Annotated in this window: 25 protein-coding genes; 13 read left to right on the top strand and 12 right to left on the bottom strand. The window is 68.2% G+C overall.

What is annotated here, in order from left to right; all coding sequences use genetic code 11:
• Positions 1 to 95: 95 nt before the first annotated feature.
• Positions 96 to 980, bottom strand: coding sequence for a LysR family transcriptional regulator (locus N5C25_RS16560; RefSeq protein ID WP_279937336.1), 885 nt, complete (start codon positions 978 to 980; stop codon positions 96 to 98).
• Positions 981 to 1,085: 105 nt separating this feature from the next.
• Here N5C25_RS16560 and N5C25_RS16555 point away from each other — a divergent pair, with 105 nt between their 5' ends.
• Positions 1,086 to 2,498 carry an MFS transporter gene (locus tag N5C25_RS16555; RefSeq protein ID WP_279937335.1) on the top strand — a complete coding sequence of 471 codons (1,413 nt, stop codon included), beginning with the start codon at positions 1,086 to 1,088 and terminating at the stop codon, positions 2,496 to 2,498.
• Positions 2,499 to 2,634: 136 nt separating this feature from the next.
• Here N5C25_RS16555 and N5C25_RS16550 read toward each other — a convergent pair whose 3' ends face one another.
• Genes N5C25_RS16550 through N5C25_RS16535 form a run of 4 tightly spaced genes read right to left on the bottom strand, consistent with a single transcriptional unit; the run spans position 2,635 to position 5,489 of the window.
• Positions 2,635 to 3,432: an N-formylglutamate amidohydrolase gene (locus N5C25_RS16550; RefSeq protein WP_279937334.1), complete on the bottom strand. Its 798-nt coding sequence runs from the start codon at positions 3,430 to 3,432 to the stop codon at positions 2,635 to 2,637.
• Positions 3,425 to 3,979 carry an NUDIX hydrolase gene (locus N5C25_RS16545; RefSeq protein ID WP_019661142.1) on the bottom strand — a complete coding sequence of 185 codons (555 nt, stop codon included), beginning with the start codon at positions 3,977 to 3,979 and terminating at the stop codon, positions 3,425 to 3,427. The genes N5C25_RS16550 and N5C25_RS16545 overlap by 8 nt, the downstream gene beginning before the upstream one ends.
• Complete coding sequence (locus N5C25_RS16540; RefSeq protein WP_058980368.1) at positions 3,976 to 4,911, bottom strand: 5'-3' exonuclease H3TH domain-containing protein; 936 nt, start codon at positions 4,909 to 4,911, stop codon at positions 3,976 to 3,978. The genes N5C25_RS16545 and N5C25_RS16540 overlap by 4 nt, the downstream gene beginning before the upstream one ends.
• Complete coding sequence (locus N5C25_RS16535; RefSeq protein ID WP_026347148.1) at positions 4,908 to 5,489, bottom strand: nitroreductase; 582 nt, start codon at positions 5,487 to 5,489, stop codon at positions 4,908 to 4,910. The genes N5C25_RS16540 and N5C25_RS16535 overlap by 4 nt, the downstream gene beginning before the upstream one ends.
• A gap of 331 nt (positions 5,490 to 5,820) precedes the next feature.
• Between N5C25_RS16535 and N5C25_RS16530 the strand changes: the two genes are divergently transcribed.
• Positions 5,821 to 8,142 carry a DUF1631 domain-containing protein gene (locus tag N5C25_RS16530; protein WP_279937333.1) on the top strand — a complete coding sequence of 774 codons (2,322 nt, stop codon included), beginning with the start codon at positions 5,821 to 5,823 and terminating at the stop codon, positions 8,140 to 8,142.
• Positions 8,143 to 8,194: 52 nt separating this feature from the next.
• The gene (locus N5C25_RS16525) at positions 8,195 to 9,274 is read left to right on the top strand and encodes an NAD(P) transhydrogenase subunit alpha (protein ID WP_279937332.1); all 1,080 of its coding nucleotides are present in this window, start codon (positions 8,195 to 8,197) and stop codon (positions 9,272 to 9,274) included.
• Positions 9,275 to 9,374: 100 nt separating this feature from the next.
• On the opposite strand, the gene N5C25_RS16520 is transcribed toward N5C25_RS16525, so the two are convergent.
• Genes N5C25_RS16520 through N5C25_RS16510 form a run of 3 tightly spaced genes read right to left on the bottom strand, consistent with a single transcriptional unit; the run spans position 9,375 to position 10,747 of the window.
• On the bottom strand, positions 9,375 to 9,836 hold the full coding sequence (locus tag N5C25_RS16520; RefSeq protein ID WP_279937331.1) for a DUF3106 domain-containing protein: 462 nt from the start codon (positions 9,834 to 9,836) through the stop codon (positions 9,375 to 9,377).
• A gap of 3 nt (positions 9,837 to 9,839) precedes the next feature.
• Positions 9,840 to 10,166, bottom strand: a complete 327-nt coding sequence (locus N5C25_RS16515; RefSeq protein WP_279937330.1) for a hypothetical protein — start codon at positions 10,164 to 10,166, stop codon at positions 9,840 to 9,842.
• Entirely contained in the window at positions 10,163 to 10,747 is a 585-nt protein-coding gene (locus N5C25_RS16510) for an RNA polymerase sigma factor (RefSeq protein ID WP_019661149.1), read from the bottom strand. The genes N5C25_RS16515 and N5C25_RS16510 overlap by 4 nt, the downstream gene beginning before the upstream one ends.
• A 98-nt stretch (positions 10,748 to 10,845) precedes the next feature.
• Here N5C25_RS16510 and N5C25_RS16505 point away from each other — a divergent pair, with 98 nt between their 5' ends.
• Complete coding sequence (locus tag N5C25_RS16505) at positions 10,846 to 11,166, top strand: NAD(P) transhydrogenase subunit alpha (protein WP_019661150.1); 321 nt, start codon at positions 10,846 to 10,848, stop codon at positions 11,164 to 11,166.
• A complete protein-coding gene (locus N5C25_RS16500; RefSeq protein ID WP_134735891.1) occupies positions 11,163 to 12,623 on the top strand; it encodes an NAD(P)(+) transhydrogenase (Re/Si-specific) subunit beta in 1,461 nt (486 codons plus the stop codon). Before N5C25_RS16505 ends, N5C25_RS16500 begins: the two co-directional genes overlap by 4 nt.
• A 131-nt stretch (positions 12,624 to 12,754) precedes the next feature.
• Here N5C25_RS16500 and N5C25_RS16495 read toward each other — a convergent pair whose 3' ends face one another.
• Positions 12,755 to 13,174, bottom strand: a complete 420-nt coding sequence (locus N5C25_RS16495) for a hypothetical protein (protein ID WP_279937328.1) — start codon at positions 13,172 to 13,174, stop codon at positions 12,755 to 12,757.
• 122 nt (positions 13,175 to 13,296) lie between these two features.
• Between N5C25_RS16495 and sufT the strand changes: the two genes are divergently transcribed.
• From sufT to N5C25_RS16465, 6 genes are all read left to right on the top strand, one after another.
• Entirely contained in the window at positions 13,297 to 13,848 is a 552-nt protein-coding gene (gene sufT, locus N5C25_RS16490; protein WP_005415385.1) for a putative Fe-S cluster assembly protein SufT, read from the top strand.
• 59 nt (positions 13,849 to 13,907) lie between these two features.
• Positions 13,908 to 15,002, top strand: a complete 1,095-nt coding sequence (locus tag N5C25_RS16485) for a branched-chain amino acid aminotransferase (protein ID WP_058980362.1) — start codon at positions 13,908 to 13,910, stop codon at positions 15,000 to 15,002.
• A gap of 174 nt (positions 15,003 to 15,176) precedes the next feature.
• Positions 15,177 to 15,833 (top strand): hypothetical protein, encoded by a 657-nt coding sequence (locus tag N5C25_RS16480; protein ID WP_049465765.1) that lies wholly within the window; start codon positions 15,177 to 15,179, stop codon positions 15,831 to 15,833.
• A complete protein-coding gene (locus tag N5C25_RS16475; RefSeq protein WP_058980360.1) occupies positions 15,830 to 16,165 on the top strand; it encodes a transcriptional regulator in 336 nt (111 codons plus the stop codon). Before N5C25_RS16480 ends, N5C25_RS16475 begins: the two co-directional genes overlap by 4 nt.
• Position 16,166: 1 nt before the next feature.
• The gene (locus N5C25_RS16470) at positions 16,167 to 17,189 is read left to right on the top strand and encodes a M23 family metallopeptidase (protein WP_058980359.1); all 1,023 of its coding nucleotides are present in this window, start codon (positions 16,167 to 16,169) and stop codon (positions 17,187 to 17,189) included.
• Positions 17,190 to 17,565: 376 nt separating this feature from the next.
• Positions 17,566 to 19,308, top strand: coding sequence for a S8 family peptidase (locus tag N5C25_RS16465; protein WP_005408178.1), 1,743 nt, complete (start codon positions 17,566 to 17,568; stop codon positions 19,306 to 19,308).
• 121 nt (positions 19,309 to 19,429) lie between these two features.
• Here N5C25_RS16465 and N5C25_RS16460 read toward each other — a convergent pair whose 3' ends face one another.
• From N5C25_RS16460 to wrbA, 3 genes are all read right to left on the bottom strand, one after another.
• Entirely contained in the window at positions 19,430 to 19,915 is a 486-nt protein-coding gene (locus tag N5C25_RS16460; protein ID WP_010481766.1) for an asparaginase domain-containing protein, read from the bottom strand.
• A gap of 79 nt (positions 19,916 to 19,994) precedes the next feature.
• Positions 19,995 to 20,330: a DUF2069 domain-containing protein gene (locus tag N5C25_RS16455; protein ID WP_279937325.1), complete on the bottom strand. Its 336-nt coding sequence runs from the start codon at positions 20,328 to 20,330 to the stop codon at positions 19,995 to 19,997.
• Entirely contained in the window at positions 20,327 to 20,920 is a 594-nt protein-coding gene (wrbA, locus tag N5C25_RS16450) for an NAD(P)H:quinone oxidoreductase (RefSeq protein WP_058980358.1), read from the bottom strand. The genes N5C25_RS16455 and wrbA overlap by 4 nt, the downstream gene beginning before the upstream one ends.
• Before the next feature lie 77 nt (positions 20,921 to 20,997).
• Here wrbA and N5C25_RS16445 point away from each other — a divergent pair, with 77 nt between their 5' ends.
• Both N5C25_RS16445 and N5C25_RS16440 read left to right on the top strand, forming a co-directional pair.
• Positions 20,998 to 22,272 (top strand): YihY family inner membrane protein, encoded by a 1,275-nt coding sequence (locus N5C25_RS16445; protein WP_019661157.1) that lies wholly within the window; start codon positions 20,998 to 21,000, stop codon positions 22,270 to 22,272.
• A complete protein-coding gene (locus tag N5C25_RS16440; protein WP_279937321.1) occupies positions 22,269 to 22,838 on the top strand; it encodes a TlpA disulfide reductase family protein in 570 nt (189 codons plus the stop codon). The genes N5C25_RS16445 and N5C25_RS16440 overlap by 4 nt, the downstream gene beginning before the upstream one ends.
• Positions 22,839 to 22,953 lie beyond the last annotated feature (115 nt).

Below are 22,953 nucleotides of genomic sequence, written 5' to 3'. Positions count from 1 at the left end.
GCATGGCGTGGATCTACCACAGCCTGGTAGTGCCGGCCGCTGGCCGGCAAACCTGAAACGGGTGGATTCCTGCAGGCGCCGGCCAGCGGCCGGCGCTACCAATCCCCGGCCAGCAACGCGTCGGCCAGCACCTGCAGCTTCGGCGAATGCTGGCGCGACGGCGGGTAGATCAGTGACAGCGCGCGGCTGCGTCCCTCGAACGGCTGCAGCACGCGCTGCAGGCGGCCGTCGGCCAACGCATCGGCCACCGCGAAATCCATCACCTGCACGATGCCGATGCCGGCGATGGCCGCTTCCACCAGCGGATCGCCGCTGTCGAACACCATCCGCGTCGGCGGCGTGAACTCGCGCAGTTGCCCGTCCTGCAGGAACTGCCAGTCCACCAGCCGGCCACTGCGCAGGTTGCGCACCGCCAGGCAGGCGTGATCCTGCAGCGCGGCCACATCGTCCGGTGCGCCACAGCGGGCCAGATACGCGGGGCTGGCCACCGTCACCCAGCGCAGCGGCCGCAATGGCCGCGCGACGATGCGCTGGTCGGCGATGACGCCGGTGCGCAGCGCGGCATCGAAGCCTTCCTCGACCAGATCGACCAGGCGGTCGTTGAGCACGGCTTCCACCTGCAGATGCGGGTGCTGCTGCAGCATCGGCCCCAGCAGCGGTACCAGCACCTTGCGCCCGAACATCGAGGGCGCACTGATCTTCAGAGTGCCCGAGGGTGTGCACGGACGGTCGGCCAACTGGCGTTCGGCGTCCTCGAGACCGCACAGCAGCGGAGCGACCTGATCGACGAACTGACGACCATCCGGGGTCAGTGCCACGTTGCGGGTGTTTCGCTGCAGCAGCTTCACCCCCAGCGTGGCCTCCAGCCGACTGATCGCGCGCGACAGGCCTGACTGGCTCAGGCCCAGCTGCCCGGCGGCGACGGTGAAACTGCGTGCTTCGGCCACCTGCACCAGCATGCGCACGGCATTGAGGTCCATCGAGGTTCCATTCATGCTGAAAATCATGACAGATATGGCTGGTAGGGGGTTTATTGATTCGGTCGCATCAATGAGACTGCGCTCCCCCACAGCACCGGACCGTCGATGCCTCCCCTCAAGTACCCGCGCTGGGCGCTGGCCCTGCTGGCCACCGCCCAGCTGATCATCGCCCTGGATGCCACCATCATCTTCGTCGCCCTGCACGACATGGGGCGCGCGCTGCAGATCAACGCACAGCAGCTGCAATGGGTCGTCAGTGCCTACACCGTGGCCTTCGGCGGCAGCCTGCTGCTGGGTGGCCGTGCCGCCGACCTGATCGGCCGTCGCCGCTTCTACCGGCTGGGCATGCTGCTGTTCGCACTGGCGTCGCTGCTCGGCGCGCTGGCGCCGAACGCCACCCTGCTGATCATCGCGCGTGCGGCGCAGGGCATCGGCGCGGCACTGCTGTTCCCGGCCACGCTGGCGCTGATCAACACGTTGTATGCGGAAGGTCCGGTGCGCAACCGCGCACTTGCGATCTGGAGCATGGCCAGCGCGGTGGGCCTGGCGCTGGGCACGCTGCTCGGTGGCGTGCTGACCCAGGCGTTCGGCTGGCCGGCGGTGCTGGCAGTGATCGTGCCACTGGCCACCACCTGCGCGGTCGCTGCGGGCGCGTGGTTGCCGGCCGATGGCCCGCGTCTGCAGGGCCGTTCCTTCGATCTGGCCGGTTGCCTCACCGTCACTGCCGGCGGCAGTCTGCTGGTCACTACCCTCGTGCAAGGGCCGGAGTGGGGCTGGACTGCGCCGGCCACGCTGGGCTGCCTGCTGCTGTCGGTGCTGCTGCTGGTGGCGTTCGTGCAGATCGAACAGCGCAGCCGCGATCCGCTGATGCAGTTCGCGTTGCTGCGGCTGCCCGGACTGCGCGCGGCACTGGGCCTGACCTTCGCCTTCATGAGCAGCTATGGGGTGCAGTACTACTTCATGGCGCTGTACTTCCAGGACGGCTACGGCTGGAGCCCGCTGCAGGCCGGCCTGGCATTCCTGCCGGCGACGGCGGTGTGCACGGTCGGCATCCAGCTGGCGGAGTGGGCGCTGAAGCGCTGGAGTGCACGCAAGGTGCTGGTGCTCGGCCAGCTGGCCGGTGCCGTTGGCATCGCCTGGGTCGCAGCAACACTCCCGCACGCCTCGAACTTCTGGCCGCTGCTGCCCGGCGTGGTAGTGCTGAGCATCGGCCAGGGCATGACCTGGACCTCGATGTGGATCGTGGCCGGGCAGGGCGTGCCGTCCGCACAGCAGGGTGTTGCATCTGGCATGGCGGCGACCGCGCAGCAGATCGGTGGTGCGCTGGGCCTGGCGGTGCTGGTGATGGTGGCCAATGCCCATGCGGGTGCAGCCGGTTCGCCGAGTGCACTGGCCGGGCTGGTGCGCGCCGAATACGGTGCCGCCTTGTTTTCACTGTTCGGCGTGGTGATCGCGCTGGGCCTGCGCCCGGCGCCGGCCGAATCGGCCGCCACCGTCTGCCCGGCCAACGAGGCATGATTGAAGGCGCTGCCGTGGGTGGATGTGCCGCGCCTGTGGCAGTGCCGGCCGCTGGCCGGCAAACACATTGATCCAACTACCCTGAGGTTTCCGGCCAGCGGCCGGCACTACCGATCCGGAATGGATCCACGCGCATTCAACCCAGCGCCAGCAACTGCGGCTGCAACGCGCTGAAGATCCGCGCCAGCCGCTCTGCCCACGCCTGCTGCCCGGCGGCATCGGCGATCAGGTCCTGGCGGATCTCCAGTTCCACGTGCACCAGCCCACGGCCTTCGCCATGCACCGGTACCGCGTAGTCGCTGGTACTGCTGACCGAATACGGTTCGTTGTCACCCACCACCAGGTCGCCTTCATCGCGCAGTGCCTGCAGCAGGGCATGCGCAAAGCGCGTGTCCTGGTGGTACAGCACGCCGGCGTGCCACGGTCGCTGCGCGCCGTTCATCACAGGGGTGAAGCTGTGCATCATCACCAGCAGGGTGGGGCGGCCGGCAGCGCGCCGCGCGTCCAGTTCCGCACCGATGCGGGCGTGGTACGGTGCGTGGATCGCATCGATGCGCTGCTGCCGCTGCGCCGCCGACAGCCCGGCATTGCCCGGCACCACGGTGTGGTCACTCACTTCCGGAATCAGCGTCGGCGAGGCCAGCGGTCGGTTGCAGTCGATCAGCAGCCGCGAGTAGGTCTGTTCGATCGCCCAGGCATCCAGCCGTTCGGCCAGTGCACGAGTGGTGCCGGCAATGCCGATGTCCCAGCCGATATGCCGGTCCAGCTCCGCCTGGGGCAGGCCGAGCCCGGTCAGCGCACGCGGCACCTGCTGGCCGGCGTGGTCGGCCAGCAGCAGGTACGGCGAGGCGCCCTGCGCCCGGTGGATCGCGTAGATCGCCGGGTCGTCGGCGCCGAGCAGCGCCGGCAGCGCATGCAGGTCGGCGTCAGCCACGCGGGCGTCCGTCCAGGTGATGCTCGATCATCCACAGCCCGGCCCAGAGCTTGGCGTCCAGCTCGTAGCCTTCGCCCATCTTCTGCACCAGCCAGGCCGCTGCCTCACTGCGCGGAATCTCGTGCACGATGATGTCCTCGCTGTCGTCGCCACCCCCTTCGCCGATCCGGCGCAGGCCGGTGGCGCGCACGAAGGCGATCTTCTCGCTGCTGGCGCCGGAAGAGGTCGGGCCGATCAGCAGCACTTCGGCGTGATCGGCGGTCCAGCCGGTTTCTTCCTCGAGCTCGCGTACGGCCGAGACTTCAATCGATTCGCCGGCGTGGATGTCGCCGACCAGGCCGGCCGGCATCTCGATGGTGGGGGCCTGCAACGGTACGCGGAACTGTTCGACGAACAGTACCTTGTCCTCGGGGGTGACGGCGATGATGATCGCCGCCAGGCCGCCGGCGTGGGTGCGTTCGCTGTATTCCCAGGTACCGCGCACGACCATGCGCTGGTACTTGCCTTCATAGACGACACGCGGGGCTTCGGTATTGCGCTGGCTCATGCGGGCTCGCTGTGGGTGGGAAGAGGGTCGGCCACGCCAGCGGCATCGAACAGCCGGCGGCGGGTCATCGGGCCGAATCGAAGGGTCTGGCACAGGCCACCGAGCAGTTCCGGGTCGGCCGCCTGGCGCAGCAGGCCGGGTTGGCTGCCTTCCAGCGGCGCGTCCAGCGCGATGGTGGTCAGCTGGCGCCAGAGCCGGGCGTGCTCGCGCTGCTCGCGCAGGCGCACCGCCATCTGGGCGGCGCCGCGCAGGCGCAGGAACGGCACTTCGTCCAGGCGTTCGTACAGTGCATCCATGCTGCCGAAATGGGCCAGCAGCACGGCGGCGGACTTGCTGCCCACGCCACTGATACCGGGAATGTTGTCCACCGCATCGCCGCACAGCGCCAGGTAGTCGGCAATCTGGTGCGCGTGCACGCCGTGCCGCGCCTTCACCCCGGCCACGTTCCAGCGCTGGTTGCGCGCATAGTCCCACTGCTCGTCATGGTCGGCCAGCAGCTGCGACAGGTCCTTGTCGGCGGAGATGATCACGCCGCGATGGCTGCTGCGGTGAACGTGCAGGGCGCTGCCGATCAGGTCGTCGGCCTCGTATTCGTGGTGCGCCAGCACCGCCAGGCCCAACGCCGCGCATAACGCCTTGCAGTGCACGAACTGCCGCTTGAGTGCTTCCGGTGCCGGATCACGGTTGGCCTTGTAGGCCGGGTACAGGCGGTGGCGGAAGCCGCTGTCCAGCGCTTCATCGAAGGCGATGGCGATGTGCTGCGGGCGCTCGCGCTCGAGCAGGTCCAGCAGGAAGCGGGCGAAACCGTGCACGGCATTGGTCGGCCAGCCCTGCGCGTCCTGGAACTGGTCCGGCAGCGAGTGCCAGGCGCGGAACACGTAGATGCTGGCATCGACCAGGTACAGCGAAGGCGGCGCTGCCGGCAGGCTCATGCCGGCGGCGTCCAGTCGCGCAGCAGCGCGGCCGGGTCCGGACGCTCGCGCTCGGGTACGGCGGCCTTCGGCGTACCGATATGGATGAAACCGGCGACGCTCTCGCCCTCGGCCAGGCCCAGGTAGGCGTGCACGGCGGGGTCGAAGGCCATCCAGGCGGTCAGCCACTGCGCGCCGAAGCCCAGCGCCTGTGCGGCCTGCAGCAGGGCGAAGCAGACGCAGCCGGCGGTCATCAGCTGCTCCTGTTCGGGGACCTTCGGGTCCGGGCGCGGGCTGGCCACCACCACGATCACCAGCGGGGCATGACTGAAACGCTGGCGGTCCTTCTCGAATACCGCCTCGCCGGCATGCGGGTCGCGCTGGCGGCTGCGCTCGGCCAGGAAGTTGCCCAGAGTGTGACGTGCATCGCCGGCGATCTTCAGGAAGCGGAACGGTACCCGCTTGCCGTGGTCGGGCACGCGTACGGCCGAGGCCAGCATGCGCTGCAGGGTTGCCGGGTCCGGGCCGGGCTCGCCCAATTGCCGCGAGGGCACCGAGCGGCGGGCATCCAGGGCAAGCAGGGCAGTGGGGTCGGGCATGGAGTCTGAACCGGTCATCACGGGCATTTGATTATAGTCGGGGTGGTCGAAGACGCCGTCTGGGTCGCGTCCAGCCCCTGAATACCAAACTGTGATGAACATCATGCCACTGGCGGGAAAGGGACGGCCGCCTGCTCTCGCCTCGTGGGCCTTGCACGGCTTACGATATCCATCTTGCCGGGCCGCCGGTCATGAGGTTTGAAGTGAGGACTGTTTCACTGTCCGTGACGGGCTGGCCGGCCTACCATCGACGTACCGGTACATGGGGTGTGCCGGCCGCCGCGATGTCCATGCTGACTGTCGTACCAGAGAAGGTGGGGAGCCTTCCCGAATGATGAGCGCGCCCACACCGATGGGATCGCCGGGTCGTGACCCGGTCCAGTTGCAGCGTGCCCGGGACATGGTCCTGCCCGCGCTGTGCCAGGTTTTCGGGGCCGCACTGGCGCGTTTCGACGACGCACTGTTCGACCGCGCCGGCAATGCCGGTTCGTCGCAGCTGCTGTTCCTGGATGCGATGCGTGAACTGCGCCGCCGCCGCGAGGACATCGCCGGTGCCTTCGCCGGCCATCTGCAGCGGGCTTGGGACGCGCTCGCCAGCGGCGAGCCGCTGTCGGCCGAGGCGACCCTGTCCGGTCCTGCCGAAGATGGCCTGAGCCTGCTGGCCGAACATGTACTGGAATCGCGGCTGGCGGTGCGCAATTTCGCCACCGTGCTGCTGCGCGACTTCAAGCCGGTGCTGGCGCGGCTGGACCGGCGCCTGGGCCGCCTGATCGGCGGCGCCGAGCTGGATGCCGACCACAACCCGGTCAGCCCCGAACACCTGGGCGTGGCCATCCACGAGGCCTTTGCCGGCTGCGAGCTGGCGCCGGAAGTGCACCTGGTGCTGATCAAGCTGTGCGAGCGCGACCTGCGCGCGCCGGTGGGCCGCATCTACGAGAAGCTGGACGAGCAGCTGGCCGCCGCTGGCGTGATGTCGCAGGTGGGGGCCCCGCGGCGTCCATTGTCGGCCGCGCCCGACCCGCGCATGGCGGCGGGGGCGGATGATCTGGTCGAGCCGCGCCACGCGGCGGGCTTGGAATCCGAGTTCAGCGATGATGAGCAGGCCGCGCCGGCCTGGGCGCAGCGCTTCGCCGCGCGCTGGTCCGAGCGCCGTGGCCACATGCAGCAGCATCTCGGGGGCGAAGATGCCGGCAACGGCGAGGCGTATGCCGGCCAGCAGGGCATGCTGCTGGAGGCCCTGCATGAGCTGCTGCAGCAGACCCGTCACGTTCGCGAGGATGCCACCTCCGCCGCGCAGGTCGCGGTCGGCCAGCATCGCCCGTTGAGCCAGCGCGAGATGATGTCGGTGCTGTCACTGCTGCAGGCCACGCCCAGCGCCACCCTGCGCGCGGCCATCGGCGAGGACGGCGAATCCCTGGCGCAGCGGTTGAAGAGTGAAGTACTGTCCAGCGCGACCCGGCTGGGCGTCGATCCGGGCCAGACCCGGCTGGACCCGCAGGACGAGGATGCGATCGACCTGGTGGGCATGCTGTTCGACGTGATGCTGGACGAGCGCGAACTGGAAGGCCGCTCGCGCGAGCTGATCGGCCGCCTGGTGGTGCCCTTCGTCAAGGTGGCGATGCTCGACCGCCGGATGTTCGTGCAGAAGACCCATCCGGCGCGCAAGCTGCTCAACTCGCTGGCGGAGGCCTGCGAGGGCAACACCGGCGAGAGCCAGGCCGAGCGCATGCTGATGGCCAAGGTCGAGGAGATCATCGAACGGCTGGTGGCCGAGTTCAACGAGAACCTGGCGATCTTCCTGACCCTGGAAGAGGAATTCCGCGAGTTCCTCGTGCAGCACCGCCGCCGCGTGGAAATCGCCGAGCGGCGCGCCGCCGAAACGCAGCGTGGCCAGGAAAAGCTGGAAATGGCCCGCAGCCGGGCAGGTGCCGAACTGGACCGTCGCATCGGCGATGCCTCCCTGCCGCCGGCCATCGCCGAGTTCCTGCGCCAGCCGTGGCAGCACCACCTGACCCTGGCCCTGCTGCGCGAGGGCGAGGAGGGCGCGTCGGTGGCCGAGGCACTGAGCCTGGCCGACGGCCTGCTGGAGGAAGTGGCCGAGGCGCGCCGCCAGATCGTCGGCAAGCCATGGCTGCAGGCCTGGCAGCCGGCGCTGGCCAAGGTGTTCGGCAGCGTTGGCGTGCACGGTGATGCCGCCACCGGCGCCATTGATGCACTGCATGACACCTTGCAGGGCATTGCCGAATCGCGGCCGGAGCTGCAGCGCGCGCTGCCGGAGCTGCCGCAGGTCGCGTTGCCGGTACCGCCGGTGGCTGAATCGCCAGCGGTCGAGCTCGGCGGGCAGATCGACGCCGACGATTTCGACAACGCCGATGCCGACCGCTTCCGCCGCATGGAAATCGGCAACTGGCTGGATTTCGTCGACAAGGACGGCAAGGTCCAGGCCGGCAAGCTGTCCTGGGTCAGCCCGATTTCCTCGCGCCTGTTGTTCGTCAACCGTCGTGGCGTGCGCTTCTGTGTTGCCTCGCCGGAAGAACTGGCGGTGATGGTGCGGCTGGGCCGCCTGCGCGCCCATGTGGATGATGGTGCCTTCGACAGCGCCATGCAGGGGGTGATCGACCGCCTCGACCCGGGCAGCGCCACGCTGCACTGAGCGCGGGCCGCCTGCTAGGATCGGGAAAACTCACCGATCAGCGGGGACCTGCATGGCCGTGGCGTTGCTGGGGATCAAGGAGACCGCGCCGGGCGAACGGCGCGTGGCGTTGACGCCGGAAACCGCGCGCAAACTCGGCGCGCTGGGCATAACGGTCTGGTACGAGGCTGGCGCCGGCCTGGCCGCCGGCTTCACCGATGCGGCCTATGACGATGCCGGCGCACGCGTCTTTGATGCAGGGCGCTGGGCCGAGATCGATATCCTGCTGTGCGTGCAGGCCCCCCCTGCGGCGGTGCTGGAACAGCTCAAGCCCGGCGCCAGCGTGGTCGGCCTGCTGGCCCCGGCCAGCGATCCGGCGCTGGCCGCGCTGGCGACCGATGGTCGCCTGCAGCTGTTCCCGCTGCAGCAGCTGCCGCGCACCACCCGTGCGCAGGCGATGGATGTACTCAGTTCGCAGGCCGGCATGGCCGGCTACAAGGCGGCGCTGATCGCTGCAGAACGTGCACCGCGTTTCTTCCCGATGCTGACCACCGCCGCCGGCACTGTGCGCCCGGCCAAGGTGCTGGTGATCGGTGCCGGCGTGGCGGGCCTGCAGGCCATTGCCACCGCGCGCCGCCTCGGTGCACAGGTGGAAGGCTTCGACGTGCGCCCGGAAACCCGCGAGCAGATCCAGTCACTGGGTGCACGCTTCCTCGATCTTGGCGTGAGTGCGGCCGGCGAGGGCGGTTATGCGCGCGCACTGAGTGATGAGGAGCGCGCCGAGCAGCAGCGCCGGCTGGCCGACCACCTGCGCAGCGTGGATGTGGTGATCTGCACCGCAGCGGTGCCGGGGCGACCGGCGCCGACGATCGTGACTGCGGCAATGGTGGAGGGCATGGCTGCTGGCAGCGTGATCGTGGATCTGGCTGCCGAGAGCGGTGGCAACTGCGCTCTGACCCAGCCGGGGCAGTGCATCGAACACCAGGGCGTGACCATTGATGGCCCACTGGGCCTGGCCAGCCGCGGCGCGACCCAGGCCAGCGAGATGTATGCGCGCAACCTGCTCAACTTCGTCGCGCTGTTCGTGCGCGAAGGGCAGCTCGGTTTCGACTGGGAAGACGAGTTGCTGGCCAAGACGCGCTGGCAGGCGTGACCTGACCTGCATGCTGTAGAGCCGAGCCCATGCTCGGCTTGCGCAGACGCGATGAAGCAGCCGGGCGTGGGCTCGGTGCTACAGAGGATTGAATCTGGCCTTACCGCGGCTTCGCCGGCGGCGGGTTGTCGCGCACCCAGTCCTTGCGCTGTTCCGGCGTCATCTGCGACCAGCGCTCGCGCAGGGCATCGCGCTGCGCGGGGGGCAGCCCCCGCATCTGGCCGAACAGGGCGCGGGCCTGCTCGCGCTGTTCCGGGCTCATGTGCTCGAAGCGGCGCAGGCCGCGGCGGGCCTTGTCGCGCTCTTCCTGACTCATCGATTGCCAGCGCTGGCCGTGCGAGAGCATGCGCTGGCGCTGGCCGGCATCGGCGCTGTTCCAGCGGTCGCGCAGCGGCGCCAGCAGGGACTCCCGCTGCGCTTCACTCAACTGTTCCCAGGCCGGCAGCGGTGCGGCCGGCGCAGGGCGTGCGGCAGGGGCGGGCGCGGCGCTCTGCGCCAGCGCCGGGACGGCCGGCAGCAGCAACAGGGTCATCAGCAGGGGCAGGGTGTGCAGTCGGGGCATGATTCACTCCATCGCCAGGTCGGTATCGCCCAGCCACAGGTACAGATCGGGATTTTCGTCGTAGAGCGCGCTGTTGTCTTCCACCGCGGCAAGCACAGGTGCCGGCGCAGGGCCCGTCAGCGTGCCATGGCCGGTGAACTGCAGGCCTATCCCCAGCGCCACCACCAGCGAGCACGCACTGGCCAGCCACCAGCGCCAGTGCCCCCGGTGGGCGGCCGTGGCGCCGTGGCGAGCGTGGCGCAGCCGGGCCAACGTTGCAGGCGACAGCGCCTGCAGCGACTGCGCATGCAGGCTGCGCAGGGTGTCGTCGGAAGGCAGGGAGCGTTTCACGGGTGGATCTCCAGATAATCCTGCAGCGCCTGCCGGGCGCGTGCCAGATGGGTTTTTACCGCGCCTTCGCTGCAGCCCATGGCGCGGGCAGTGGTGGCCCCGTCCAGGTCCTGCAGCACGCGCAGGGTGAAGGCCTCGCGCTGGCGGGCGGGCAGGCGGCGCAACGCGTCCACCAGCTGCTGGTACTGCTGGCGCTGTTCATGCGCCTGTGCCGGGTCGGGGCCGGGATCGGCCCAGTCGATCCCGCCGCCTTCCGCGTCCTGGTTGTCGCGCCAGAACGGCAGGCGGAAGCGGCGCCGGCGCTGCACGTCGATCACGCGCCGGCGCAGGATGCTCCAGAACAGCGGCGCCCATTCGGCCGCCGGCTTGTCGGCGTAGTCCAGCATGCGCATCAGGGCGTCCTGCACCGCATCCATGGCGTCTTCGCGCTGGCGCAGGCCGGCCTCGGCGAAGCGGAACGCACGCGGGCCGACGCTGGCCAGGAACGCCTCCAGCGATGCCGGCGGGGCATCGGTCTCGGCGCTCGGGGGGACGGGGCTGCTCACCAGCACAGGGTACGGTTCCTCGCTCGGGGTCACCATCGACAACGCGTGAGCGCCGCTTCGGTTGACGCCGGGTGCACGCGGGGTTCAGCCCATGGTTATGATGGGACGACGAAGACAGAGCAGGAGCGTTGCCAGTGAGTGACGGGTTCGTGGCGCTGTACATCTTCATGCTGGCGGCCATCGCCGGCCACGTGATCATTTCGCGGGTGCCGGTGATCCTGCATACCCCGCTGATGTCGGGCTCCAACTTCATCCACGGCATCGTGCTGATCGGCGCGATGGTGGTGCTGGGGCATGCGCAGACGCCGCTGGAGAAAGCCCTGGGCTTCCTCGCCGTGGTGCTCGGTGCCGGCAACGCCGCCGGTGGCTACGTGGTCACCGCGCGCATGCTGGAAATGTTCAAGCCGAGCGCGCCCAAGGGGGGCCAGGACGAACCGAAGGAGCCGCAGGCTTGAACATCAGCACCGTCGAACTGCTCGATTGGCTGGTCAAGGCCAGTTACCTCGCTGCCGCCACGCTGTTCCTTCTGGGCCTTCAGCGCATGGCCTCGCCGCTGACCGCGCGCAGCGGCATCCGCTGGGCCGGGCTGGGCATGCTGCTGGCCACGGTGGCGACCTTCTTGCTCCCCGAACTGCACAACGTGCCGCTGATCCTGGTGGCGCTGCTGCTCGGCGCAGGCCTTGCCTGGTGGTCGGCCGGCAAGGTCGCCATCACCGACATGCCGCAGATGGTGGCGCTGTACAACGGCATGGGCGGTGGCTCGGCGGCGGCGATCGGTGCGGTGGAACTGCTGCGCTACGCCTTCCTGGCCCATCGCGATACCCGCCACTGGAGCGCGCAGGCGCTGGCCGACCTGGCCGCGCGCCAGCCGTCGGGCACGGTGCTGCTGCTGGCGGTGGTCGGCGCGGCGATCGGTGCCGTGTCGCTGTCCGGTTCGGTGATTGCCTGGGCCAAGCTGGATGGGCGCCTGGACAAGCGCGTGACCTGGCCCGGCCAGCAGGTGATGAACCTGCTGGTGGCGCTGGCCGTGGTGGTGCTGGCGATCATCGCCGCCAGCACGCTCAGCACCTGGGCGATCGTCGCCTTCTTCGTACTGGCGCTGGCGCTGGGCGTGCTGATGACGCTGCCTATCGGTGGCGCCGACATGCCGGTGGTGATCTCGCTGTACAACGCGTTCACCGGCCTGGCGGTGTCGTTCGAAGGCTACGTGCTGGGCAACGAGGCATTGATCATCGCGGGCATGATGGTCGGCGCCGCCGGCATCCTGCTGACCCGGCTGATGGCGAAGGCGATGAACCGGCCGATCCGCAATGTGTTGTTCTCCAACTTCGGTGGTGGCGCCGGCGGGGAAGCGCAGGCGATCAGCGGTGCGCAGAAGCCGATTGAAGCGTCGGATGTCGCGGCGATGATGGCCTACGCAGAACGCGTGGTGATCGTGCCTGGTTACGGCATGGCCGTGGCGCAGGCCCAGCACAAGATCTGGGAACTGGCGCAGCGGCTGGGCCAGCGCGGGGTGAAGGTGAAGTTCGCCATCCATCCGGTGGCCGGGCGCATGCCCGGGCACATGAACGTGCTGCTGGCCGAAGCGGGTGTGCCCTACGACCTGATCGCCGACATGGACGACATCAACCCGGAGTTCGCCAACACCGACGTGGTGCTGGTGATCGGTGCCAACGACGTGGTCAATCCGGTGGCACGCACCGACCCGGCCAGCCCGATCTACGGCATGCCGGTGCTGGACGTGGTCAATGCGCGCAACGTGGTGGTGATCAAGCGCGGCAAGGGCACCGGTTTTGCGGGCATCGAGAATGCGCTGTTCTACGCCGACAACGCCCGCATGCTGTACGGCGATGGTGCCGAAGCGGCAGCCTCGCTGGTCAGCGAGTTGAAGGCGCTCGACGGCGGGCATTGAGGCCCGGCTGCATTCGTGGGTGCGGACCTTGGTCCGCACGCTTCTGCCGGCCAGCGGCCGGCACTACCATCCCATCCACGCATGGCGTGGATCTACCTGCATATCCCCGGCGGACGTGGCAACCGGCGTGCTCAGCGCGCCAGCCAGGCGCCCACGGCCACGCCCAGCGCCAGCCACAGCCATTCCACCGCGCCATTGGCGAGGGCGATCAGGGTCCAGGCCAGGTGCGGGCCCATCCGCAGGGTCGCGTCCCACAGGTCCAGCCCGATCGAGCCGCCCATCCAGGCGCTGGCGATAGTCCAGTTGGCGACGGCGGTCACCAGCAGGGTGCCCAGCACGACCAGTGCAATTCGCAACCGGCCAGGGCCCAGCGTACCCATGCGCAGCATGAACACCAGTTCCAGGGCGGTCACGACCGCCATCCAGCCGACCTGCCGGCCGGTCATCAGCGCCAGCACCATCCAGGCGAGGGGAGCAACAAGCAGGCCCAGCAACAGCATGATGGGCCAGAGCCAGGTCACGGGCCTGGCACGCGCGGCATTGGAGGACATCGAAGCTCCCTGAAGATCACCCACAGGATACTGTGGTTTGCCGCAGTGCACCGGCGGCGGCAGGGCGGCTGGGCTAGAATGCCGTCTTGCGTGGCCCCGGCCACGGCCCCATATCGGTCCCCATGTATTCCCGTAGCAGCGAACCTGTCCACTTCGAACGCGATTGCGAGGCCGTGATGGTCCCGCAGGGCGACACCGTGACCCTGCCCGCCGGCAGCTATGGGTACATCACCCAGGCGCTGGGCGGCAGTTATTCGGTGTTCGTCGAGGGCAACCTGTTCCGCATCGCCGGCAAGGACGGCGACGCCATCGGCAAGGAAGCGCCGGCACCGCTGGAACTGCCGGCCGACGCCACCGATGAACAGGTGGAACAGCTGGTATGGCAGCAGCTGCGCACCTGCTTCGACCCCGAAATTCCGGTGAACATCGTCGAACTGGGCCTGGTCTACGAGGTCGAGATCAAGCACCTGGACGAAGGCAAGCGCGAGATCGATGTGAAGATGACCCTGACCGCACCGGGTTGCGGCATGGGCGAGATCCTGGTCGACGACGTGCGCAGCAAGCTCGAAATGATCCCGACGGTGGCCGAGGCCGACGTCGACCTGGTGTTCGACCCGCCGTGGAACCAGCACATGATGTCCGAGGCGGCCCGGCTCGAGACCGGCATGCTTTGACCCACGGCCCGCAGTGACGCGGGCCCGGCAATACCCGCAACCAGAACAGGAAATCTCCGGTGTCCCAGTCCATTCCCAGCTTCGCCGTCACCCGTTCGGACCACCCGCGCAGCGCTGAAGAGCGCGCCAAGATCCTGGAGAAGCCGGGCTTCGGCCTGCACTTCACCGATCACATGGTGGAAGTGCGCTGGGACAAGGACACCGGCTGGCACAACGCCAACGTGCGTGCCTACGGTCCGCTGCAGCTGGACCCGGCCGCGGCCGTGCTGCACTACGGCCAGGAGATCTTCGAAGGCATCAAGGCCTACCGCCATGCTGACGGCTCGATCTGGACCTTCCGCCCGGATGCCAACGGCCGTCGCCTGCAGCGTTCGGCGCAGCGCCTGGCGCTGCCGGAACTGCCGGTGGAGATCTTTGTCGAATCGCTGAAGCAGCTGATCGCCGTCGACAGCGACTGGGTGCCGTCGGCCGACGAGTCGAGCCTGTACTTCCGCCCGTTCATGATCGGCGATGAAGCCTTCCTCGGCGTGCGCGGTGCGCACAAGGCCGGCTACTACGTCATCGCCAGCCCGGCCGGCCCGTACTTCGCCAAGGGCGTTGCCCCGGTGTCGATCTGGCTGTCCACCGAATACGCGCGTGCGGCCAAGGGCGGCACCGGTGCTGCCAAGTGCGGTGGCAACTACGCCGCCTCGCTGCTGCCGCAGCAGAAGGCGCAGGCGCAGGGTTGCTCGCAGGTGCTGTTCCTCGACCCGGTCGAGGGCAAGTACCTGGAAGAACTGGGCGGCATGAACGTGTTCCTGGTCTACAAGGACGGCACGCTGGTCACTCCGGAACTGTCCGGCAGCATCCTGGAGGGCATTACCCGCGAGAGCATCCTGCAGCTGGCCCGCGACCGCGGCATGAAGGTCGAAGAACGCAAGGTCAGCATCGACGAGTGGAAGGACGGCGTCGCCTCCGGTGCGATCAGCGAAGTGTTTGCCTGTGGCACCGCCGCGGTGGTCACCCCGATCGGCCAGCTGAAGGGCGAGGGCTTCTCGGTGGGCGACATCAACGCCCCGGCCGGCGAAGTGACCATGTCGCTGCGCAAGGAGCTGACCGACATCCAGTACGGCCGCCTGCCGGACCGCCACAACTGGCTGGTCAAGCTGGGCTGATCGCCCACGCTCAACTGGAGAGCCGAGCCTACGCTTGGCGGCGTTGTTCCTGGAAAGCCCGTTCCTGTGACGGGCTTTCTGCGTTGTGGGGCCTCCAGATCGCTGCAGAGGACTGCTTGATGCAAATAGGTTTGCAGTGCAAACTATATTCAAGTGGCCCCGATGGAGCGTGTCATGCAGCAGCCGTCCGTCATTGATCCTTCCTCGCGCCTGCAGGCGTTGACCCGTGAATACTCGCGTTACTCGCGCAGTGCCGGTGGCCTGTCGGCGATCGCGGGTGGTGTCGCCTGTCTGGCCTCCTTCCTTGCGGGCGCGCTGTTGCCGACCACGCTGGCACTGCGCGTCGCACTGATCGCCGTCCCTGTGCTGTGGATCGTCGGCAAGCAATGGCTGGCGCGCCGCTACTACCAGCGGCTGGGCCAGGTCGAGGAGCAGGTGACGCCGGCCGAGCGCAACTTCCAGCGCTTCTTCATCGCCTTCACCGCCTTGGTGAGCGTGCTGGTGATCGGCAGCGTGCTGCCCAGGCTGGCGCCGATGGGCGAGTTGCCCTGGGATCTGCGCGCCATCGGCTACCTGGCCGTGGTGGCGCTGCTGCCCTGGGTAGTGTGGCGCTGGCTGCGTACACCGCTGGAGTTCATCGTGGGTGTGTTCCTGCTGTGCCAGGCCGCGCTGGCCTTCACCGGGCAGACCTACGATTTCGGGCTGAGCACTGCGGTGTTCCCACTGGCGTCCATTGCGCTGATCGTGGTCGGCTGGCGTGACCACCAGCGGTTCCACCGCCTGCAGGCGGAAATGCGCGCGTTCATGGCCGGACGGACGTTCGTCGAATGACCCGCTTGCCTGATTCGCGCGCGCTGCTCCAGCTCGACCGCCTGATCCACGAACCGGCGCGCCTGCTGATCCTGTCGATCCTGGCCGGCGCCCAGTCTGCCGAGTTCGGCTTTGTCGAACATCTCAGCGGGCTGAGCAAGGGCAACCTGTCCAGCCATCTGAGCAAGCTGGAGGCAGCCGGCCTGGTCGCCATCGAAAAGTCGTTCCGCGGCAAGCGCCCGCTGACCACCCTGCAGTTGACGCCACTGGGGCGCACCGCCCTGGCCGAGTACCGCACGCAGCTGGCGGCGATCGTCGCCGGCATTCCCGATCCGGATCGAAAGGACGCTTGACATGACATTGCTCCCGCGCCTGTTTGCAGTTCTGGTTGTTTCCTTCTCTGCCCTCACCGGTGCCGCCGCGGCCACAGATCCGCGCCAGCAGGGAGCCACGCTGACCACGCAGTTCTATGAGGGCCACATCGACGCCCTGTGGGAACGGATGACACCACAGATGCGGGCGGGGCTGCAGTCCCCGCAGAACCTGGTGGCGCTGCGCGAGCAGGTGCTGGCAGGCTGGGGCGCAGAAACCGAGCTGGTCAGCGAGAAGGTCGAGAAGGCTGAGGGATACGACACCTATCTGCGGCAGGCGCGCTTCGCCAAGAGCCAGGCCATCATCCAGGTGCTGTGGGCCATCGACGCTGACGGGCGGATCGGCGGCTTCTACATCCGCCCGCTACAGACCACGCCTCCGCAGGCCGCGGCGAGCGGGTTCCTTGACTACCAGACCCGCACACGGCTGCAACTGCCGTTCAAAGATGAATTCTTCGTGTTCTGGGGCGGCCGCAGTGTCGAACAGAACTACCATGCGGCCCACGCCGGCCAGCGCTTCGCGATGGACCTGCTGGTGGTCCGCGATGGCCGTTCCCATGGTGGAGAGGGTCAGCGCAACGAGGACTATTTCTGCTTTGGCCGGCCAATCCTCGCGCCGGCCGACGGCACGGTGGTGGAGGTGGTCGAGGGCGTCGCCGACAACGTGCCAGGCCAGATGAACGCTGCCCAGCTCACTGGCAACCGCGTCATCCTCGATCACGGCAATGACGAGTACTCGGTGCTGGCGCACCTGCGCCAGGGCAGCGTGCGCGTTGCACAGGGGCAGGTCGTCCGCAGCGGCACGCACCTCGGTGACTGTGGGAACAGCGGCAATTCCTCCGAACCGCACCTGCACTACCAGCTGCAGGCCGGGCCTGCGTTCGGGGTCAGCGCGGCGCTGCCGGCCCAGTTCTCCGGCTATGTGGCCGACGGCAAGCCGGTCGCGCGCGGCGAACCGGTCAAGGGGCAGCACATCCGGCCTGGCGGCGCTGCACACATCGAATAGTCCCTGCACTCGAACGGGGCAGCACGAGGGCCGCGCCGATGCTGCGCGGCCATCGGCGTGGAAGTGCACGCCGATGTCGGCAAAGTCATCGGCGGACAGGACAACGCCCAGTCAGGTGCGTGCAGGGCGTGAGAAAGTCCTTCACCTTCACAAACCTTCGACCCGAAAAGTCTCATATCAGACATTTCATCTTGCTGAAAAGACGCTGAAAATCTTGTGGTGTCCGCTTTTGGTCATTAGCGTCATGTGCACGGCGGATCGATAGGGGGATCCGCTGGCCCGCCGGACTTCGAACCTCGCCAACGCAAGCCAGCCCAGGGTTCGGGCCGGTGCTTCTGCCGATTCCGGCATTCACACCACTAGAAAGGGAAATACGATGTCCCAGGTAACGCAACCGCGTGTGCGTCGAGTGTGGGTGGTCCTTGGTGCGTCCGTTCTGTCATCGCTGCTGCTGGCCACGCCTGCGCTGGCCGGTGATGTCCAGCTCAGCGGCCTGCAGTCCGCGCCGACGCACCAGCGCTTCATCGTCAAGTACCGCGACGGCAGCGCCGCCGTGGCCAACACTACTGCGCTGGCTTCGTCGCTGAAGACGGCCGCCGCCGGCCTGGCCAGCAGCCAGGGCCGCGCGCTGGGCCTGCAGCAGGTCCGCAAGCTGGCCGTCGGCCCGACCCTGGTCAAGACCGACCGTCCGCTCGACCAGGCCGAATCCGAACTGCTGATGCGCAAGCTGGCCGCCGACCCGAACGTGGAATACGTCGAAGTCGACCAGATCATGCGCGCGACGCTGACCCCGAACGACACCCGCTTCAGCGAGCAATGGGGCTTCGGCACCTCCAATGCCGGCATCAACATCCGGCCGGCCTGGGACAAGGCCACCGGCACCGGCGTGGTGGTGGCCGTGATCGATACCGGCATCACCAACCATGCCGATCTCAACGCCAACATCCTGCCGGGCTATGACTTCATCAGCGACGCCGCGATGGCGCGTGATGGCGGCGGCCGCGACAACAATCCGAACGACGAAGGCGACTGGTACGGCGCCAACGAGTGTGGCTCGGGCATCCCGGCCTCCAACTCCAGCTGGCACGGCACCCACGTTGCCGGCACCGTGGCGGCGGTGACCAACAACAGTACCGGTGTGGCAGGTACCGCGTTCAATGCCAAGGTCGTGCCGGTGCGCGTGCTCGGCAAGTGCGGCGGCTACACCTCCGACATCGCCGATGCGATCGTGTGGGCGTCCGGTGGCACCGTCAGCGGCGTACCGGCCAACGCCAATCCGGCCGAAGTCATCAACCTCTCGCTGGGCGGCGGTGGCAGCTGCTCGACCACCTACCAGAACGCGATCAACGGCGCGGTCGGCCGTGGCACCACCGTGGTGGTCGCCGCCGGCAACAGCAACACCAACGTGTCCTCGTCGGTGCCGGCCAACTGCCCGAACGTGATCGCGGTGGCGGCGACCACCTCAGCCGGTGCACGTGCCAGCTTCTCCAACTACGGTACCGGCATCGACATTTCGGCACCGGGCCAGAGCATCCTGTCCACCCTCAACACCGGCACCACCACGCCGGGCAGCGCGACCTACGCGTCGTACAACGGCACCTCGATGGCAGCGCCGCACGTGGCCGGCGTGGTCGCGCTGATGCAGTCGGTCGCTCCGAGCCCGCTGAGCCCGGCGCAGGTCGAGAGCATCATCAAGAGCACGGCACGTCCGCTGCCGGGCGCCTGCTCGGGTGGTTGCGGCGCCGGCATCATCGACGCCAATGCCGCCGTGGCCGCGGCGATCAACGGTGGCGGCAACCCGAACCCGGGTGGCAACGTGCTGCAGAACAACGTGCCGGTGACCGGCCTGGGCGCTGCGACCGGTGCCGAGCTGAACTACACCGTGGCTGTTCCGGCCGGCAGCACCCAGCTGCGCGTCGCGATCAGTGGCGGCAGCGGTGATGCCGACCTGTATGTGCGCCAGGGCAGTGCCCCGACCGATACCACCTACACCTGCCGTCCGTACCTGAGCGGCAACAGCGAGACCTGCACCATTAACAGTCCTGCCGCCGGCACCTGGTATGTGCGGGTGAAGGCCTACAGCACCTTCTCGGGCCTGACCCTCAACGCCCAGTACTGAGCCCAAGCCCCTCTCCATGGGCACGCCCCGGCTCAGGCCGGGGCGTTTTCTCTTTGGGCAGGTGCCGGCCTTGCAAGGGCAGCGCTTTGGTGGGTGCCGACCTTGGTCGGCACGCTGTTCCTCAGACCGACTCGAAGCGGTTAGCGGCCACGTTCTTGCGCACGTGCTGCGGATCGAAGATACGACCGTTCATGGCGATGTATACGCCGCTCGGCAGCGACTGCACCGCACCGATCGCGCAGCCGATGTTGAACTCCGCATCCGACCCACGGAACCGCGCCGGGCTGAGCGCGCCGGTCATCACGATGGTCTTGTCCGGGATCGTCGCCAGCACCTTGCCGGTCTGCACCATCGAGTCGGTGCCGTGGGTCACCAGCACGTGGCGGGTCGGCTGCGCGGCGATGGTGGCGCGGATCAGTTCGCGGTCTTCATCGTTGATGTGCAGCGAATCCTTGCGCAGGATCGGAATCACGTTGAAGCGGAACGTCACGCCCAGCTCGCGCAGGATCATGCCGATCTGGGGGTCGCCGATCTGGTAGTCCGACTTGTCGTCGAAGTAGATCTTGTCGATCGTGCCACCGGTGGTGACGACCAGGAGCTCTTCCATCATGTGCATGCGCGAAACCAGGACAGGTACAGCGGCGCGGGGCCAGGGACACAGATGATACGGCCCGGCGGGCGCAGCGTCAGCGTCGCTTGCCGAAGCGGGCGCGCAGCCCCGGCAGGCTGGCGCTGAAGATCACCAGCAAGGCCAGGGCGATTTCGATCAGCGCCAGCCAGCGCGTCTCCGGGTGGCTCCAGGCGCTCATCACGCCGTGGCTGAACCAGCCCAGCGCCAGCACCGAGGCCCAGAACCCGGCCTTGCGCCAGCCCAGGCGCAGCGCAAAGGCCAGCGCCAGCGGCGGCGCGGTGAACACCAGCTGGGTGGCCAGCCAGTGCTTGTCATTGATGAACCAGCCGGCGAACAGCGCAGCCAGCCCCATCAGGGCCAGCAGCAGGACCGTGCGCTGCCCGGTGCTCATCGGGCCAACCGCTGCGCGATGTCGGCCACCCGGCGGCCAAGCGCGCGCGCAAGCACGGCTTCATCGTCGGTCGGCTGCGGGTCGTCGGCGGCACCGGCCACGTGGCTGGCGCCATACGGCGTGCCGCCACTGGTGGTGTGGCTCAGCGCCGGCTCGGTGAACGGGATGCCGACGATCACGCAGCCATGGTGCAGCAGTGGTACCTGCATCGACAGCAGGGTCGATTCCTGGCCGCCATGCATCGAAGCAGTCGAGGTGAACACCCCGGCCGGCTTGCCCGACAGGGTGCCGTTGACCCATTCGGCGCCGAGCCCGTCGAGGAAATGCTTCACCGGCGCGGCCATGTTGCCGAAGCGGGTCGGGCTGCCGAGCAGCAGGCCCTGGCATTCGGCCAGGTCCTGCGCGCTCACGTAGGGGGCGCCATCGTCGGGCACCGGCGGCTGTGCGGTCTGGGTCACCGCAGCCACCGGCGGCACCGTGCGCAGGCGCGCGCTCATGCCAGGCACTTCGCCGACGCCCCGCGCGATCTGGCGCGCCAGCCGTGCCACCGAACCGCCCCGGCTGTAGTACAGCACCAGAATCTCGCCCATCGTGCCCGCTTCTCCTCGTCGTGTGGCCACCAGTATGGCTATCCTGCCAGCATTCCGCATCGGGTACCCTTTCGCCGATGGAACCTTTGGATACGCTCAACCTGTGGATGGAGCGCGCGCGGGATCGCGCACGGGCCATCAGTTTCGGCCGCTTCCTGTGGCATCGCTTCCTCGACGACCGCCTGTTCCAGGCAGCGGCGGCGCTGGCCTATACCACGGTGTTCGCGCTGGTGCCGCTGGCCATCGTGGTGTTCGGCGTGCTCTCGGCCTTCCCCGTTTTCGACCGCTGGAGCGACCAGCTCAGCGACTACGTCTTCTCCAACTTCGTGCCCAACGCCGCGCGCGCGGCCGAGGGCTACCTGCGGCAGTTCTCGGCCAGCGCCGGCCAGCTCACCGCCGCCGGCTTCATCGCGCTGGTGGTATCGCTGCTGATCACCCTCAACAGCGTGGAAGAGACCTTCAACCAGATCTGGCGGGTTGGCTCCACTCGGCCCAAGCTGACCCGCTTCCTGGTCTACTGGACCGTGCTGACCCTGGGCGCGATGCTCGCCGCTGCGTCGCTGGCGGTGTCGGCGCGGGTGTTCGCGTTGCCGTTGTTCGGTACCCAGGAGGGCCGTTGGCTGGCCGAACTGGCCCTGCGGCTGGCGCCGATCCTGATCGAGTTCGTCTGCATCACGCTGATGTTCCGGGTGGTGCCGCACCACACCGTGAAGTGGCGGCACGCGATACCCGGCGCGATTCTGGCGGCGGTGATCCTGGAGCTGGTGAAGTGGGGCATCGGGGCCTATCTGGGCAGCTTCCAGTCCTACCAGAAGCTGTATGGCACGGTGGCCTTCGTGCCGATCCTGCTGCTGTGGATCTACCTGTGCTGGGTGGCGGTGCTGCTGGGCGCATCATTGTCTTCGTCGATGGCGGCCTTCCGCTACCAGCCGGTGGAACTGCGCCTGCCGCAGGGGTATGAGTTCTATGGACTGCTTCGCCTGCTCGGCCGCTTCCAGCATGCACGGGCGAAGGGCAAGGGCCTGGCCGATGACGAGATCCTGCGGCTGGAGCCGATGCTGACCGATTCACTGCTGCAGGACCTGATCTGCAATCTGCAGGACATCGACCTGCTGCGCCGCGATGAGCGCGGCGAGTGGCTGCTGTCGCGCGACCTGGACCAGGTCAGCCTGGCCGATCTTTACGAATGCACCCAGCTGCGCATCCCGGTGGCCGAGCAGCACCTGCCGTATCGTGATGACAGCCTGGGACGTGCCGCATTGGCGGCGCTGGACGATCTGCGACTGCCCCTGCGTGAACGCCTGAAGCGCAAGGTCAGCGATATCTACACCGATTCCGGAGACATGCCATGACCCGCAAGACCCCGTTGCTGCTGCCGCTGGCACTGTTGCTGGCGCTGTCGGCCTGCAAGCCGGCCCAGGAGCCCACCCCCGCCAGCAGCCAGCCACCGGCACAGGCACCGACCCCGGCCACCCCCGCAGCGGTGGAGGAGACCCCGGCCGAACGTACCACCGCCGAGTTCCCGACGCTGAAGATGAAGGCGGTGGATGGCAGCGACTACGACCTCGCCGCGCACCGCGGCGAGTGGGTGGTGGTGAACTTCTGGGCGACCTGGTGTGCCCCGTGCCGCAAGGAGATGCCGGAGTTGTCGGCGCTGCATGCGATGCGCAGCAACATCGAAGTGGTCGGCCTGGCCTATGAAGACATCGAGGTGCCGGAGATGCAGTCGTTCCTGACCAAGAATCCGGTGACCTATCCGATCGTGATCGTGGACCCGTTCGATCCGCCGGCGGACTTCGCCACGCCACGCGGCTTGCCGTTGACGCACCTGCTGGATCCGCAGGGCAAGCTGGCGCACACGTTCCTTGGCCCGGTGACCGCCGCCGACATCGAAAAGCAGATCGCGGCTGCCAGGTAATGGGGTTGGGCGGCAGGGCCTGCGGCCCTGCACCCGCGGTAGTGCCGGCCGCTGACCGGCAGCAACAGCAGCAGCCCAAGCGGGGTTTCCTGTGGGTAGGCGGGGTGGGTCCGGT

It is taken from the genome of Stenotrophomonas sp. GD03958 (assembly GCF_029839005.1).
GTDB classification, from domain to species: Bacteria; Pseudomonadota; Gammaproteobacteria; order Xanthomonadales; family Xanthomonadaceae; genus Stenotrophomonas; species Stenotrophomonas hibiscicola.
This window is presented reverse-complemented; position numbering and strand designations above follow the sequence as displayed.